The following is a 16,348-nucleotide window of genomic DNA, read 5'->3' on the forward strand; positions in this document are numbered from 1 at the left end:
TTCAATTTTACGCGAGTCTAGATCATAGCTAAAAAAACGTTCAGACTCTAGGGTGGAGAGAAGATAATCTCCACCTATAACTAATAGTAAAATAACAAATAAAAATTAGTTATTTAAGCGCTTGTCTAATTCTTCAGGGCTGAGGTATCCACCTAAGTAAACCCCTTCGGTGCTGTAGATGGCAGGTGTTCCATTCACGCCCATATTGAGCCCCAATTGATACTGCTCACGCACAGGATTTTTACAGGTGGCTGTTGGTAGTTGTACCCCTGCAATGGCTTGATCAAATGCGGCTTGACGATCTGCACTACACCACACGCTTTCCATGGCTGGCATGAACTGTTCACCACGTGGCCATGCAATATAACGAACTTCAATGCCTTTGGCAGTGATTTCAGGGATATGTTCATGCAGTTTGTGACAGTATGGGCAGCTGGCATCGGTAAATACATAAATCACATGCTTGGTTTTGCCTTGTGCTGGATAGACCAAGAGATCTTCTATTTTTAGGCTCGCCAAATGCTTTTTGTTCGCAGAGGCTTGTAAATTCTCGCTGACATTATGTAATTGTTTATCGCCTAGACGAATGACATCGCCCTGAATCAAGAATTTACCATCACTTGTGGCATAGACCGAGCTCATGCCTTCCAAGTTGACCCAATATAAATTTGGCACTTCAGTCGGTTTGACATCGATGATTTTGGCATTGATACCCGCAGTTTTGAAATGTTGTGCCAAAGTTTTGATTAAACGTTGTTGCGCATTACGTTCCGACAGATTGGATGCTTCACCCGTTGCAGGCGTGCTGGCAGTCAATGTGTTTTGCTTTTTGTCATCATTATTTGAATTGGAACATGCGGTGAGAGCAAAACTGCTTGCCAAAGTACATGCAATCAATAATTTTGTGCGGGTAAATGACATATAAAACCCTTTCTTTTAGGTATAAAAACAGGAAGCTAGCATAGCAAAAAAAAATTCACTCAGGCGTATTTCTTGGTGTGAACTCTGTGAAGCAGATCGCAATCTGCTTGTTGCTTTAAGCTCGGGGATGAAATTCTGCATGCAGTTGCTGCATCCGTACTTGTGCCACATGGGTATAAATTTGTGTAGTGGATAAGTCGCTATGCCCTAACAGCACCTGTACCACACGTAAATCTGCACCATGATTGAGAAGGTGGGTGGCAAAAGCATGTCTGAGCGTATGGGGGGAGAGTTCAGCTTGAATCCCTGCTTGTAAGGCGTAGCGTTTAATCGCATACCAAAAGTTTTGCCGACTCATAATGCCGCCTTGTAGCGTCAGGAAGACATAGTCGGTGGCCGATTTATACAGTTGTGGGCGGGATTGTGCCAAATAGCGCTCAATCCATTCACAGGCTACTTGGCCTAAAGGCACAAGACGTTCTTTATTGCCTTTACCCACAATGCGTAAATAGCCTTGTTTGAGATTAATCAGCTCCAAACGTAAATTTAACAATTCTGATACACGTAAACCGCAAGCATACAGAACTTCAAACATGGCGCGGTCGCGTAAGCCCAATGCCGTATTGGTATCTGGTGCAAGAATCAGAGCCTCCACATCGTGTTCAGATAGATCTTTGGGGAGCGCTCGGCCTATTTTAGGGGTGCGATGACTGGCGACAGGATTGTCACTGCGAAGCTTTTGTTCGCGCAGAAATTTGAAAAATGACCGTAAGGCGGAAAGGCTGCGTGCAATGGAGCGCGGGCTTTTGCCCTGTTTGGTTAAGCTCAGTAAGACATCGGCAATGTCTTCACTGTGCCAATCAATCATGGCTTTATCATGACATTCACTGCATTGAATCAGGTCGGACAGATAGGCATTACGGGTATGCGGGCTTACTGTTTGAGCAATTAAATAATCACGAAAACCGTGTAGAAAGCTGAGTTTTTCAGGGATCTGTACAGGTGTAGGAATTCTGGGTTTTTTATTTAACATTGCAGGTTCAAATTCAGGAAACCGATTTAGAACCCTCATCTTAACTAATTTTACAACATTTTTCTGGATTGACCTTGTGGTATAAAGTGAATGCGAATTGGAATCAAACCTTACTTGGTAATTATTCTCATTTGCTTGTATACTACAGAAAATATTAAAGGGTTTAGTGCGGTGCTTTTATCTGATTTGAAAGTCAAGCAAACAGCCATCATACGTAATGTAAAACGCAATACGGATGATGATGCGGCTCAGACCGACCTTGTTGCTAGTCGTTTGGAAACTTTAGGCTTTGTGCCAGGTACTTCCGTTCAGGTGGTGACCAAAGGTGTTTTTGGTGGTGATCCGATTTTAATTCAGGTCGGCTTTACCCGTTTTGCACTCAGAAAAATAGAAGCAGCCAAAATTGAAGTTGAGATGGAAGGAGCACCTGCATGAGTGATGCGTTGCGTATTGCCCTTGTCGGGAATCCAAACTGTGGTAAAACCTCTTTATTTAACCATTTAACTGGGACTCGTCAAAAAGTTGCGAACTATGCAGGTGTGACGGTAGAACGCAAAATGGGACAGTTTTCTTTGCCTTCGGGTAAAGCGGTGCGTGTGCTGGATTTACCGGGCACCTATAGTCTTGATGCGACCAGTCCTGATGAAGCGATTACCCGGGATGTGGTGCAAGGCAAAATTGCAGAAGAAGGGCATCAAGATGCATTTTTATGTGTGGTGGATGCCACCAACTTGAAACTGCATTTGGGCTTGGTGCTGGAAATGATCGAATTGGGCCGTCCAATTCTGTTGGTTCTGAACATGATGGACGAAGCACGTCGTCGTGGAATGCAGATCAATACCCAGAAATTGTCTGAACGTTTGGGTATTCCTGTAGCAGAAACCGTGGCGGTGCGTAATGCCGGGATTGAAAATTTACTCAATGCCTTAGATCAAGCCAAATATACCGTACCGCATACCGAACTCAGTGGTCTCAAAGGCTCACATCACCAGAAAATTGCCACAATTTTGCATGACGTGGTGCAGTATGCCGATCAGGAAGATAAACGTTCTGATTTTCTGGATCGCATATTCTTACATCCAGTACTCGGTTTGGTCACCCTTGCGGTGATGATGTTTGTGATTTTCCAAGCCGTTTTTGCTTGGGCCGCGCCATTTATGGATGGCATTGAAAGTCTGTTTGGCTGGCTGGGTGAAGTGGTCGGGGCTTATATTTCCCATCCTTTACTCAACAGCTTAGTGGTTGATGGCATTATCGCGGGTGCGGGCGGTGTTGTGGTGTTCTTACCACAGATTATTATCCTATTCTTCTTTATTTTGGTGTTGGAAGAGTCGGGTTATTTACCCCGAGCAGCCTTTTTGCTCGACAAACTCATGTTTAAAGCGGGGCTGAGTGGTCGTGCGTTTATTCCCCTATTGTCGAGTTTCGCGTGTGCGGTTCCTGGCATTATGGCAACCCGAAGTATCAGTGATCCGCGTGACCGCTTGACCACGATTTTTGTCGCACCACTGATGACCTGTTCAGCCCGTTTACCCGTATATGCCTTGTTGATTGCCGCATTTATTCCGGCGCAAACCGTGTGGGGGATTTTCAACTTACAAGGTTTGGTGCTGTTTGCCCTCTATATGGCGGGTATCGTCAGTGCACTGCTGGTTTCTTTTGTCCTGAAGTTTTTCGAGAAAGATAAGTCACAACACGCGTTGCTGATGGAATTGCCAAGTTACCGTTTTCCGGATTTAAAAAGTGTTGGCATTGGTTTGTTGGACCGTACCAAAATTTTTATGAAGCGCGTCGGTGGCATTATCTTTGCGTTGTCCGTTTTGCTTTGGTTCTTGTGTACTTTCCCGCAACCCCCTGTGGGTGCCAGCATGCCCGATATCGATTATTCCTTTGCGGGGATGTTGGGGCATGTGATGCAACCGATTTTTGCGCCATTAGGTTTTAACTGGCAGATCTGTATTGCGCTGATTCCAGCCATGGCGGCACGGGAAGTGGTGGTTGCTGCACTAGGCACAGTCTATGCCTTATCCGCTGTCGATGATGATGCGATGTCGCAAGGCTTGGCTGCGATTATTGGTGGTAATAGTGATTTAGGCTGGTCATTAGCAACTGGTTTATCTCTACTGGTTTGGTTTGTGTATGCGCCGCATTGTTTGGCGACCTTGGCAACGGTGCGCCGTGAAACGGGTTCATGGAAAACGGTGAGCTTTATGACTGCGTATCTGTTTGGCTTGGCTTATTTGATGTCATTCCTGACCTATCAAATTGCATCGCACTATTTCGGTTAATCTGAGAGGAGATTCTGCACATGGTTGAAATGATAATTGTTGCGGCATTAGTGCTGTGGAGCACCGTGGTGGTGTTTAAGAAAGTTTTTCCGAAAACTGCCAATAAAACATTCGGAGCGCTAGCAGAATTGACGCGAAAGCAGGGTTGGAACACGGTATCGAACTGGCTTAAACCAGCTCCTATTGCAGGTTGTGGTGGTGGTTGCGGCTGTAGCCAAGACGATGCACCCAGCTCGAATAAAAACCCTGAGATTCAAGCGGTGAAGTGGAAATAAGCAATTTTTCCTTTATCTTGCCCAAGCCGTCAAATTTGACGGCTTTTTTACGCGCTGACACAAAAAAACAGAGAGAAAGTCAAAACATAAAAAGCATTCAAAACAGCAAAGTGCTAACATTTTGTCAGTTTTACCAATCAACCAAAACATGGGGCAAAAATGTTAATACAGCGTGGTGGATTAAAAGTCGTTGCAGGGCTGGGAATTTCAGGTGTTGCAGCAGTAAATTTTTTACATGAAAATGGCTACCGCGTTGCAGTAACAGATTCACGAGAAACCCCTCCCGGACATGATCAGATTCCTGCTGAGGTACAAACCAGTTTTGGTCAATTGGATCAAGAATTACTCTTACAAGCCGAAGAAATTATTGTCAGTCCAGGTTTAGATCTCAAGCTTCCAGAACTGCAAGCCGCTGTGGCACAGCAAATTCCTGTGGTCAGTGAAATTCAAATTTTACGTCGTGCTACGGATAAGCCAATTGTGGCGATTACAGGTTCTAATGCCAAAAGTACCGTTACAACTTTAATGGGGTTGATGGCGCAAGAAGCAGGCAAAAAGGTCGCAGTTGGCGGAAATTTAGGACGCCCAGCACTGGATTTAACCAAGGATGATCCTGAACTTTATATTCTGGAACTTTCCAGCTTCCAACTCGAAACCACCTCGAACTTGAATGCTGCTGTTGCGGTGGTCTTGAACATGAGTGAAGATCATTTAGACCGCCATGGCGATATGTGGGGGTATCATCAAGCTAAACACCGTATTTTCCAAGGTGTAAAAAAAGTGGTGTATAACCGTGATGACTCATTGACGCGTCCTTTGGTACCAGATGTAACCCCAATGCAAAGTTTTGGTTTGAATGCCCCAGACCTGAATCAATACGGAATTCTAAGAGATAGTGATGGCAGCATTTGGTTGGCTCGCGGGCGTGAGCGTCTATTGAAGAGTTCGGAGATGTATATTCAAGGCACGCATAATGTGGCGAATGCTTTAGCATGTTTGGCTTTGGGTGAAGCGATCGGTTTGCCCCTCGAGTCGATGTTGAACACCTTGAAACATTTTAAAGGCTTGGAACATCGCTGTGAGTTTGTGAAAGAGGTCAATCAAGTCCGTTATTACAATGATTCTAAAGGCACCAATATTGGCGCAACCTTGGCTGCAATTGATGGCTTAGGTGCCGCGATTGAAGCACAGCAAGGCAAAGTGGCGATTATTTTAGGTGGACAAGGCAAGGGGCAAGATTTTACTGCCTTGAAAGATTCGCTCGCAAAATATGCCAAACTGGCGGTGCTGATTGGTGAAGATGCCCACCTCATTGAACAGGCAATTACAGGAACCACAACCATCTTACATGCTGCTACATTAAAGCAAGCTGTAGAATTATGCCAAGCACAGACACAGGCGCATGATGTGGTGTTATTGTCTCCTGCCTGTGCAAGTTTCGATATGTTTAAAAGTTATGGTGATCGTGGTCATCAGTTTGTCGATTGTGTGAATGCTCTAAATTAAGAAGAATCATAAGGAGAGAGTTGTATGGCGAGTTTAGCGCAGACAACGATCAATAAAGTTCAGCAAGTTTATGACCGCGTCAGCCCGAGAATTCCTGCTGAATTCTCGGCGCGGAATGTTCTCATTTTTTGTGTGATTGCTTTGCTGTGTTTAGGTTCCATCATGGTGGCTTCAGCTTCAATGCCCTATGCAGAACGTATGCATGAAAATGCTTTCCATTACGTGGTGCGCCATGCGATTTCAATTGGTGTTGCGTCAGTAGCTGCCTTTTTGGCGTATCGTGTGTCTTTGAATGTTTGGTTTAACAACACTTTTCCACTGTGGTTGATCACCATTGTGTTGTTGGCCGCGGTCTTGGTCATTGGGACAGAAGTTAACGGTTCCACACGTTGGATTCGTATTGCTGGCTTTACCCTGCAAGCCACGGAAGTGGCCAAAGTCATGATGGCGATCTTTACGGCGGACTATGTGGTGCGTCGAGCTGCAGAAGTGCGGAATACTGTCAAAGGCTTGGTGCGTCTTGCGGCGATCATGATCTTGACGGTCGGTTTGATTATTGCCGAACCCGATTTGGGTGCAACGGTGGTGATTGTACTGATGATGTTGGGGGTGTTCTTTTTGGCAGGGGCGCCCGTGATTCAGTTTGGTATCGCGCTGGGTGCGATTCTAATCGCCTTCTTCTTCCTGATTGTATTTGAGCCTTACCGTTTTGAGCGTTTGATGTCGTTCTCGAATCCATGGAATGATCCTTTGGGGGCTGGTTATCAGCTCTCGAATGCTCTGATGGCATTTGGTCGTGGGGAATGGACGGGCGTCGGTTTGGGGCACAGTATCCAGAAAATGTCATATTTGCCTGAAGCACATACCGACTTTATGTTGGCAGTATTGGGTGAAGAGTTTGGTTTTCTTGGGATTACCGCAGTACTGTTGCTGTCTTTTGGTATGCTGGTTTGCTGTATCAAAATTGGGCATCGTGCGCTACGTAATCAATATCTCCGCGCAGGCTATTTAGCCTACGGTATTAGTATTATTTTCTTGCTGCAAATTCTGGTGAATGCGGGCATGAATATGGGCATGTTACCGACCAAGGGCTTAACCTTGCCGTTTATTAGTTATGGTGGCTCTTCTTTAATTATGTGTGCGGTGATGATTAGCTTGATTCTGAAAATTGATGCCACTACACAAGACATCAACCCAAGTAAAGAAGAATCCAGCTTCTAATCGAGTGTTGTTGCTTGAGGGATTGAGCATCACGCTACATATAGTTTTCAATAGAGAAAAACCTCTTGTCTGCTGAGATGAGAGGTTTTTTATTGAGCTTGAATCAGAGGTAGTGTCCTTCCAATTCGATACAGTGAGGAATGAGATCGGTATTCCACTGCGCCACAGCTTGTTGCAACATGAGCTCAGGTTGGTCTAAGTCCACCTTGGGTTGATGCAAAGCGTGTAGGGCTTGCTGCAAAAGCTCAGGGGCTTGGCTGGGGTCTAAGGCTTGTGCCAGATTCTGTTTCGAGAGTTTTTGACCCTGATCATTCATAGCAAGAGGAAGGTGCATGTAGTTTAGAATCGGATAGCCCAACAGCTGTGCCAGCCAAATTTGACGTTCGGTATTGTCGAGCAGGTCGGCACCGCGCACCACATGGGTAATGCCCTGCAAATAATCATCCACCACCACAGCCAGTTGATAATTAATAATGCCGTCGCGTCGCTTCAGCACAAAATCACCTAAATCATGTTTTAAATTGGAGCAGTGTTGGCCTTGTAGCCGATCTTGAAAGCAAATGCGCTGGTCTTCGACTTTTACGCGAATGGCCTGATGCTCAAAAGGTAAGGCTAAATCACGGCAAGTCCCAGCATAGATATGATTGGAGCCGAGCATTTTACGGGTACAGGCACAGGCATACACTTGATGGGCTGCTTTTAATTGCTCAAGTACCGCTTCATAGAGATCTAAGCGATTTTTCTGAAAGATAATCTCGGCATCTGGATACAGCTGGAAAGCTTCGAGGCATTTTAAAATATGCTGTTCACTGCCAGGATAAATTCGTGGAATATCGGTGTCTTCGACCCGAACCAACCACTGGCCTTGATGTGCCTTAGCATCACAATAACTGGCGACTGCGGTGAGCAGGGAGCCAAAATGCAAAGGGCCGGTTGGCGATGGCGCAAACCGACCCACATAAGCCATCCTGTTGTCCCCCTTCTGAGGTAAAGAAGGGGTTAGGGGAGGATTATTCAATAACATGCTTAACCGTTATTTTGTTTCTCTTTGATTTCAGCCAAAGTTTTGCAATCAATACAAAGGGTCGCAGTTGGACGTGCTTCTAAACGGCGTAAACCAATTTCGATACCGCAAGTTTCACAGAAACCGTAGTCATCATTTTTGATGGCTTCAATGGATTGTTCAATTTTACGAATCAATTTACGTTCGCGGTCACGCGTTCTTAATTCAATTGCAAATTCTTCTTCTTGCGTTGCGCGGTCATTCACGTCAGGCAAAGCAGTGTTTTCGTCTTGCATGGTGTTGAGGGTACGATCCACTTCAGACATGAGCTCAGCTTTCCATGCCAGTAAAATCTGACGGAAGTGCTCAAGCTGCCCTTCAGACATGTATTCTTCATTCTTTTTTGGCTGATAAGGTTCAATACCAAATAAGCTCGCAGTAGAACCACCTTCTGTTGCCTTCGGCTTTGCTTTACGTACGCGCTTGGTAGATTTGTCATCTACAACATCTGTATGTTCATCCAAGACTTGGGTTTGGTTGTCATTCGCCATATAGGGCATTCCTCATCATATACGTACATCTATACGCAAAAAATATGGTGATATGCAAGTGTTTTTATCTACCGCCCATGCGGAGATTGTTCCACAGGGGTCGTCATCATATAGACTTTTTTCAATTCTGGATAGTCTTTGATGTTTCGATTTAAGCTATCACCTTTTATTTAGCAGCCATAACATAATGGAAATAAAATGAAATGAAAAGTTAGTACCCTGTAATTTCAATATTTATTTTTTTCTGTATGGGCTGTGTACGATGAATTTGTGTGCTGAACTCTCCATTGGCTTTTAAATGTACAACCCGATAGCCAGGCGCTTCATCATCCAGCGCAAAATCATCGCTATGCGGTTTGAACTGTACACATGTGGAAGGCGTCGATAAAAAGTGAATGCCATGCCATTGATTTTCCGAAGTTTGATGCACATGACCGCAAAGCACTAACTTGACATTCTGATGCTTGGCCAAAACATCGGTGAGATGTTCCGTATTCTTCAGAATATGTTGATCAATCCAACGCGACCGCATTTCAAAAGGATGATGATGGCAGGCAATTAAGATATGTTGCTCGGCATGTTGCTTGAGCAACTGATCTAACTGTTTTAATTGTTCGCTCTCAATCCAGCCATCAATTTTTCCTTTCACCGCACTATTCAACAGCATCAGACACCAATTCCCCATCGGAATGGCGTGAACTTTGTTTTGTTGGTCATGAAAAGGAAAGAATTCCGCACTATCATGGTTGCCAGGCACCTGATAATGCGCAAATCCTGTACTTTGCATAAACGACAGATAACGCTGATAGGTTTCAGGTACAGGCACTTGTGCCAAATCACCCGTATGAATCAATGCGTGAGCCTCTGGATATTCTTGTTGAATTTGAGCCATCACACGATGAAAACTTTGTTCAGGATTCATATGCACAAATTCTAAATCGTCCTGATTCATTAGATGTGTGTCTGAAATCTGTATGATGGTCCAGCTTTGTGGCTGTTCATGTTGTTTAGAAGTCATGTCTGTCCCCTTAGACATTCCTTATTGTTTTAATATGCTGTGCCAGCCATTGTAATGCCATGATGACAGGTGCATTTCTGAGTCGACCATTGCTCAACAAGCGGTCAATATCCGAATAGTGCAGTATATGCAATTGGATATTTTCACCTTCATCCGCGACACCAAAAACACCACCATGCTCAGGCAATTCAGCTTCTGCACTATATAAATGAAATAATTCTGCACACGCACCAGCAGATGGATAAAAGCTAAAAAGATGCTGTAACTGTTGTAATTCACAGCCCGATTCTTCCAGGCTTTCTCTGCGAATACAGCTTTCTGGTGATTCATCACCATCCAAAACACCCGCAATCACTTCCAGTTGCCAAGGTGAGTCTTGATCATCCATGGCGCCAATTCGAAATTGTTCGATTAAGGCAAACTTTTGTTGCTGATCATTATAAATTAAAACCCCAGCCGCTTCGGGACGTTGAATTAATTCCCGATGAATGACCGAGGTATATTGGCTTTGTTGAAATAAACGATGACGCAGGCTGACTTTTTCAACCTGAATAAAGCCGCGAAATAAATATTCTCGAGAAAGAATGTCTACTTCGTCACTGCTATACGTGGCTCGTTTAATAATATTCATAAAGCTCGGTCAGGATGAAAATGACTATTTCATCCTAACGGAGTTTTTTATGAACACAAATCTTTTTTTTAGCCAATTACACCTTGTGGTATAATTTTTGACCATGTTCGTGATAGGCATTTTTCATTGCTTCTAGACCAGATTCAACTTCTGAATCGATGGCTTCTGAAATGGACGCATTTTTTTGATTTTGCGCATAATCTCGCACATTCTGAGTGATTTTCATCGAACAGAATTTTGGTCCGCACATGGAGCAGAAGTGAGCCGATTTATGTGCTTCTTTCGGCATGGTTTCATCATGCATGCTACGCGCCGTGTCTGGATCTAGAGCCAAGTTAAATTGATCTTCCCAGCGGAATTCAAACCGAGCTTTAGACAGCGCATTATCACGTGCCTGAGCACCTGGGTGGCCTTTTGCCAAATCTGCGGCATGCGCTGCAATTTTATAGGTGATAATGCCATCTTTAACGTCTTTTTTGTTCGGTAAGCCCAGATGTTCCTTTGGCGTTACATAACACAGCATGGCGGTGCCATACCAGCCAATCATGGCTGCACCAATGGCAGAGGTAATATGGTCATAACCTGGTGCAATATCCGTCGTTAGTGGGCCTAAGGTATAAAATGGCGCTTCTTTACAGACTTCTAATTGTAGATCCATATTTTCTTTAATCATGTGCATAGGCACATGACCCGGACCTTCAATCATCACCTGTACATCATGTTCCCATGCGCGGTGCGTGAGTTCACCTAGCGTTTTCAGTTCGCTAAATTGCGCTTCATCGTTGGCATCTTGTACACAACCTGGACGCAAGCCATCACCCAAACTGAAGGATACATCATAGGCTTTCATAATCTCGCAGATTTCATCGAAATGCGTATACAAGAAGTTTTCCTGATGATGTGCTAAACACCACTGTGCCATGATCGAACCACCACGTGACACGATGCCAGTTAAACGGTTGGCGGTCATTGGGACATAGCGCAATAACACGCCTGCATGAATGGTGAAGTAATCCACACCTTGTTCGGCTTGTTCAATCAGGGTGTCTTTAAAGATTTCCCAAGTGAGGTCTTCAGCCACACCATTGACTTTTTCCAGCGCTTGGTAGATCGGTACAGTACCAATCGGTACTGGAGAATTGCGGATAATCCATTCACGAGTTTCATGAATATTTTTGCCCGTAGAGAGATCCATAATGGTATCTGCCCCCCAACGGGTTGCCCAAGTCATTTTTGCCACTTCTTCATCAATGCTCGAACCCAATGCAGAGTTACCAATGTTGGCATTGATTTTGACCAAGAAATTGCGCCCAATAATCATCGGTTCAATTTCAGGGTGGTTAATGTTGGCGGGAATGATGGCACGACCTGCTGCGATTTCTTGACGTACAAATTCTGGGGTGATTTCACGTAAATTCTGTGCCCCGAAATTTTGTCCAGCATGCTGACGCATATCCACGCCTTCACGTTGGCGCTGATTCTCGCGAATCGCAATATATTCCATTTCCGGGGTGATAATGCCTTGCTTGGCATAATGCATTTGCGTGACATTTTTGCCTGCTTTGGCACGACGTGGGTTTTGAATGTGAGCAAAACGAATGTCCGCGGTGCGAATGTCTTTGAGGCGTTCTTGACCAAACTTAGAGCTTAGGTTTGCTAAAATTTCGGTATCTTGACGTTCTTCGATCCAGTTTTGACGGACCCAAGGCAGCCCTTGGTTGAGGTCAATCGTTACATTCGGGTCAGTATAGACGCCAGAAGTATCATAGACCCGTAACGGCAGATTTTTTTCGCCCCCTAAACCGGTTGGGGTGTCGGTTAGGCTGATTTCACGAAAAGGCACACGAATATCAGGGCGTGAACCTTGAATATAGACTTTATTTGACGCGGGTAAAATTCGAGTTAAATCTTTTGCATCTTGCTCATGTTGAGCTGAAACTTCAGCAGGGGAAAGATTCGTTAATTGGTTCATAGCATGATCCTTATGAATGACATCAACGAATCAAGCACGACCAAAACTTGGCAGTTTATCTGGGTGAATGAGAGTAATGATTACACCAGATAGACTTAGGGCGAGAGTTTTAGAGAGCGCTTGATTCCTACGCAGGTGTTAACCTGATCAGGTTCAACGGTACTTGTGCTCATGTTTTAAACTGCACAATCTCAGCGAGGTATTACTCGCGCTCCGTCAAGCTAGGTCAAATGGTAGCATGCAATCTAGTAAATGCCCATGTATATTTCATGACAATCGCGAATGCAAAAAATGTTTTGACGGTTTGAATTGGGTGGGCTGAAACGGATAAAAAGACAGCAGTTTATGGCGCAGGGGGAAGACAAATTGCATCGCGGAAACAGTCGCGAGGGGAATGGGTATTGAGTTCAGGCAGAGCCAAAAATTGATCCAGCTGTTTTAACGTGAGTAAATTGCTTTGACCCATCTGTTTTTGTTGAGCATTTAACTGGATGGGAATGTTGGTTTTACGCTGTTGCTCAGAGAGTTCGAGAAATGCCAAAAAGCGTCGTGCTTGCCAGGCTAAATGTGAGTGCTGCAATTTCGCCAACTTTTCAATTTCAAACAGATGACTACTGCGAATTGCGCTTGGATCGCTATAACTTTCTGACACCAGCGAGTTATTCATACCCTTAAATAAAAAATGGGTATACATCTGCAATAAGTAATTCGCATCACGACGATAACTGCTGTTTGGGTATTGCTGTAGATAGTTTTCCCAGAATAAGGCGCGGGCAACCATCTCTTGTGGCTCAATGGTTAAGGCGCCATCCTTAAAAGGAAGCTGCATGTTTTGCTGTGCCAGTTCAGTGATAAATACTTTCTCTGCTTCAGGCATGTAAGGTGCAAACACAATCGCCAGATACTGAGGGCTACGGCGATAATTCAGTAAACCTTCACCTTGATCAATCAGCTCGATATAAGCCTGACCTTGATGTTTAATCAGATACTGGTCACGTAAGGCAAATTGCTCAAAATGGCTTTGCTGAATGGTTGGATGCTGTGCCATATCAAAGGCATATTGCTCGAACGCCAATTGCTGTTGCGGGCTACGTTCGACTTGCAAGAAGTTGTCGTACATCAGGGTTGAGAGTTTGAGTAACTCTTGCTGTTCATGCAATTTTAGCAGGGGAAGGCAAACTTTGAGATCCTGATTAATTTCTTCTAGGGCAAAAGTGGTGCGCTGATTGTTGATTTCAGCCATATTCTTTTTCAGGTCTTTACACATTTCGGTCAAGTCGACGGCGATATCTTGCTGCTGTTGTTTGGGAGGTTGTTCCTGAACCGCCTGAGATTCAGGTTGTTGACAGCCCACAAATAACAGGCCGCATAGCAAGACTAAGCAGGGTTTTATAGAAGGCATAAACTTGAATTTCACAACCGTTAGAATGTCGACCTAAAGAGGAGTAGCAGGAGATGTTTTATTCTAAACGCAATTGTGGCTTGGGATTTGTACTCTTCTGAGGGATTTTGGTTACCAAGTCGTAGCTTTTTAATCCTGTATCTAGGATTGAAAAGCCGTGCAAAATAAAATTGATCACGTTAATTTATCAGGACTTGTTTGGGTGCCGTGCTGTCCAAGCAGGCTGCAATAATTCACTTAGGGATAAAAATGAAGAAACACTGGTTGTTGGGGCTGGCGTTATGTGTCTGTGGGCTGCATGCTCAGGCACTCGATTTGGTTGAAGCCTATGCAAGGGCTCAACAAACCGATCCAACTTGGCAAGCCAACCAATTGCAGTACGAAGCAGATCAGTTGAATCTCGGCATTGCCAAAGGCAATTTATTGCCGACCATCAGTATTTCTGGCACTAGTTTGCGTAAAACACAAGAGCAATCCAAGAACAGCTCTTCAGCCTTATTGATTCCCTCTGCAAGCACGACCCATCAATTGGCGCTGACTGCACGACAGCCGCTATTCCGTTGGGATGCATGGCAAGGCTTTAAACAGGTGGAAACCTCGGTCAGTTTGAGTGCAGTGACGTTAAAGCTTCAGCAGCAACAGCACATTTTAACCGTGGCGGAAAGTTATTTTGATGTGCTGCGTCAGCAAAGTTTGACTCAAGCCTACCTGCAAGAAGAACAGGCTTTATTGCAACAATTGAAGATGATGAATGCCAAGCTAAAAGAAGGTTTGGTGGCTCGAAGTGAGGTGAGTGAAGCGCAGGCACAGTATCAAAATGCCCGTGCCAATCGTATTGCGACACAGGTGCAATTGTTGTTGGCGCAAGAGCAGTTACAACAGTTGATTGGAACTTATCGCGAAAATTTGGCGGTAATAAGTGATGACTTTGCTTATCAGAAGCCGAATCCTGCTGAGCTGTCAGCTTGGGAAGCTTTAGCACGTACACATAATTTAGAAATACAACAAGCACGGTTACAGCAGCAGTATGCTGAAGACCAGAAACGCGTTGAGAAAGCGGCACTGTATCCGCAACTCGAAGCCGTCGGTACTTATGGGTATACCCAACAGCAACCTTCGAATGTCCTTTCCAATGAGGGGCAGTTTGATCAGGTGGGGATTGAGCTGAGCTGGAATGCATTTACTGGTGGCAGAACCCAGCGTTCTATTGAAAAAGCTGCGGTCAATGTGCGTAAGTCGCAAGCACAATTAGAGGCAGTCATCCGCAAGACCCAGACAGAGGTGAAAAAAGCCTATTATCAGGTGGAAACCGATCAAGCCAAAATTGAAGCACGTCAGGCCGCCATGCAATCTTCTCAAGTGGTGTCTGAGGCTTCGCAAGCACAGTATCAAGAGGGGCTGAAAACCATGGTTGATGTACTGTTGGCGCAGCGCAATGCATTCTCCACCAAACAGGAGTATCTGAATGCAAAATATGATTACATTTTGAATGTGCTGAGATTGAAGGCGGTGGTCGGGCAATTAAATGAGCAGACTTTGGCACAAATGAATGTTTGGCTGGTCGAAAAATAGAGATAACAAATTTTATCCAGATCCTGATTGTCATCAAATGTTCATAATCAGTATGCTTTAATATCAAGCGAAAGCGTTTGCCTTTAACCGCTGCTGTTGTGGAGTATGCACTTTGAGTCCAAGTAATCCTGTTTTAAATCATCACATCTCTTCGCAATTTAACGAAGATTTGCAGGCTGTAAATACTAAATTTATGACCATGGGTGGTTTAGTTGAACAACAAGTGGCAAATGCAATCCACGCACTTTTAGATACGGATGCCAATCTCGCGATTGATGTGCAATATCAAGATAACACCGTGAATCGCTATGAACGTGAAATTGATGAAGCTTTAACTTTAATTTTAGCGCGCCGCCATCCTGCAGCGATTGATTTACGTATGGTGATTGCTATGAGTAAAGCCAATACCGATTTAGAACGTATTGGTGATGAAGCTGCGAAAATAGCCCGCATTGCTCAAAGTTTATGTGAGGAAGGGGGCTCGCCGCGTGGTTATATGGAAACCCGTCATATTGGCAATCAGGTACGAGTGATGATTCATGATGCCTTGGATGCATTTGCCCGTTTAGATGTCGATCAAGCGCTACGTGTAATGCTGGCAGATGCCGATATTGACCGTGAATATCAGTCGGCTACGCGTACGCTCATGACCTATATGATTGAAGATCCACGTCATATTTCGCGTGTGATTAATGTCATGTGGGTGTTACGTTCACTGGAGCGTATTGGTGATCATGCCCGTAATATTTCTGAGCAAGTCATTTATATGGTGAAAGGGCTGGATGTACGTCATACCAGTGTCGCTGAAATTGAAGAAAAAGTTCAAGAACGTTAATTTTTGCGGCTTTAGGTTGCAGACTTAAAGCAGTATATCTTCTTCGAAAAGCTCATCCTTTAAGGGATGAGCTTTTTTTATGGGCATTCATGCCATTCGAAGCGTGTTAGGGCCGAAGTA

15 protein-coding genes and 1 riboswitch are annotated in these 16,348 nt (G+C 44.5%); of the genes, 7 read left to right on the plus strand and 8 right to left on the minus strand.

The window, feature by feature from the left end; translation table 11 throughout:
• Nucleotides 1–105: 105 nt before the first annotated feature.
• Both AC6CHI_RS15265 and xerD read right to left on the minus strand, forming a co-directional pair.
• Nucleotides 106–921: a DsbC family protein gene (locus AC6CHI_RS15265; protein WP_498122306.1), complete on the minus strand. Its 816-nt coding sequence runs from the start codon at nucleotides 919–921 to the stop codon at nucleotides 106–108.
• A gap of 115 nt (nucleotides 922–1,036) precedes the next feature.
• A complete protein-coding gene (gene xerD / locus AC6CHI_RS15270) occupies nucleotides 1,037–1,954 on the minus strand; it encodes a site-specific tyrosine recombinase XerD (RefSeq protein ID WP_498122308.1) in 918 nt (305 codons plus the stop codon).
• A gap of 171 nt (nucleotides 1,955–2,125) precedes the next feature.
• On the opposite strand from xerD, the gene AC6CHI_RS15275 reads away from it, so the two are divergent.
• From AC6CHI_RS15275 to ftsW, 5 genes are all read left to right on the plus strand, one after another.
• The gene (locus AC6CHI_RS15275) at nucleotides 2,126–2,389 is read left to right on the plus strand and encodes a FeoA family protein (RefSeq protein WP_498122346.1); all 264 of its coding nucleotides are present in this window, start codon (nucleotides 2,126–2,128) and stop codon (nucleotides 2,387–2,389) included.
• Nucleotides 2,386–4,242, plus strand: coding sequence for a ferrous iron transporter B (feoB, locus tag AC6CHI_RS15280; RefSeq protein WP_458893356.1), 1,857 nt, complete (start codon nucleotides 2,386–2,388; stop codon nucleotides 4,240–4,242). Before AC6CHI_RS15275 ends, feoB begins: the two co-directional genes overlap by 4 nt.
• A 20-nt stretch (nucleotides 4,243–4,262) precedes the next feature.
• Nucleotides 4,263–4,517, plus strand: coding sequence for a DUF6587 family protein (locus AC6CHI_RS15285; RefSeq protein ID WP_498122310.1), 255 nt, complete (start codon nucleotides 4,263–4,265; stop codon nucleotides 4,515–4,517).
• 159 nt (nucleotides 4,518–4,676) lie between these two features.
• A complete protein-coding gene (gene murD / locus AC6CHI_RS15290) occupies nucleotides 4,677–6,023 on the plus strand; it encodes a UDP-N-acetylmuramoyl-L-alanine--D-glutamate ligase (protein ID WP_498122312.1) in 1,347 nt (448 codons plus the stop codon).
• A 24-nt stretch (nucleotides 6,024–6,047) separates the two neighbouring features.
• Nucleotides 6,048–7,244, plus strand: coding sequence for a putative lipid II flippase FtsW (ftsW, locus tag AC6CHI_RS15295; RefSeq protein ID WP_498122313.1), 1,197 nt, complete (start codon nucleotides 6,048–6,050; stop codon nucleotides 7,242–7,244).
• A gap of 103 nt (nucleotides 7,245–7,347) precedes the next feature.
• Here the strand turns inward: ftsW and gluQRS are convergent, their stop codons facing one another.
• From gluQRS to AC6CHI_RS15325, 6 genes are all read right to left on the minus strand, one after another.
• A complete protein-coding gene (gluQRS, locus tag AC6CHI_RS15300) occupies nucleotides 7,348–8,268 on the minus strand; it encodes a tRNA glutamyl-Q(34) synthetase GluQRS (RefSeq protein WP_498122315.1) in 921 nt (306 codons plus the stop codon).
• Nucleotides 8,269–8,270: 2 nt separating this feature from the next.
• A complete protein-coding gene (gene dksA / locus AC6CHI_RS15305) occupies nucleotides 8,271–8,798 on the minus strand; it encodes an RNA polymerase-binding protein DksA (RefSeq protein WP_016168471.1) in 528 nt (175 codons plus the stop codon).
• A 211-nt stretch (nucleotides 8,799–9,009) separates the two neighbouring features.
• Nucleotides 9,010–9,816 carry a 3',5'-cyclic-AMP phosphodiesterase gene (cpdA, locus tag AC6CHI_RS15310; RefSeq protein WP_498122317.1) on the minus strand — a complete coding sequence of 269 codons (807 nt, stop codon included), beginning with the start codon at nucleotides 9,814–9,816 and terminating at the stop codon, nucleotides 9,010–9,012.
• A 10-nt stretch (nucleotides 9,817–9,826) separates the two neighbouring features.
• Nucleotides 9,827–10,447, minus strand: coding sequence for an NUDIX domain-containing protein (locus AC6CHI_RS15315; protein WP_498122319.1), 621 nt, complete (start codon nucleotides 10,445–10,447; stop codon nucleotides 9,827–9,829).
• A gap of 76 nt (nucleotides 10,448–10,523) precedes the next feature.
• Complete coding sequence (thiC, locus tag AC6CHI_RS15320) at nucleotides 10,524–12,419, minus strand: phosphomethylpyrimidine synthase ThiC (protein WP_498122321.1); 1,896 nt, start codon at nucleotides 12,417–12,419, stop codon at nucleotides 10,524–10,526.
• A gap of 107 nt (nucleotides 12,420–12,526) precedes the next feature.
• A riboswitch (TPP riboswitch) is annotated at nucleotides 12,527–12,645 on the minus strand.
• Nucleotides 12,646–12,762: 117 nt separating this feature from the next.
• Nucleotides 12,763–13,821 carry a hypothetical protein gene (locus AC6CHI_RS15325; RefSeq protein WP_498122323.1) on the minus strand — a complete coding sequence of 353 codons (1,059 nt, stop codon included), beginning with the start codon at nucleotides 13,819–13,821 and terminating at the stop codon, nucleotides 12,763–12,765.
• 249 nt (nucleotides 13,822–14,070) lie between these two features.
• Here AC6CHI_RS15325 and abuO point away from each other — a divergent pair, with 249 nt between their 5' ends.
• Nucleotides 14,071–15,393 (plus strand): multidrug efflux outer membrane protein AbuO, encoded by a 1,323-nt coding sequence (abuO, locus tag AC6CHI_RS15330; protein WP_498122325.1) that lies wholly within the window; start codon nucleotides 14,071–14,073, stop codon nucleotides 15,391–15,393.
• Between the two features lie 112 nt (nucleotides 15,394–15,505).
• A complete protein-coding gene (phoU, locus tag AC6CHI_RS15335; protein ID WP_016168465.1) occupies nucleotides 15,506–16,228 on the plus strand; it encodes a phosphate signaling complex protein PhoU in 723 nt (240 codons plus the stop codon).
• The last annotated feature ends 120 nt before the right edge of the window (nucleotides 16,229–16,348 follow it).

This window comes from Acinetobacter sp. GQ146 (assembly GCF_059758585.1).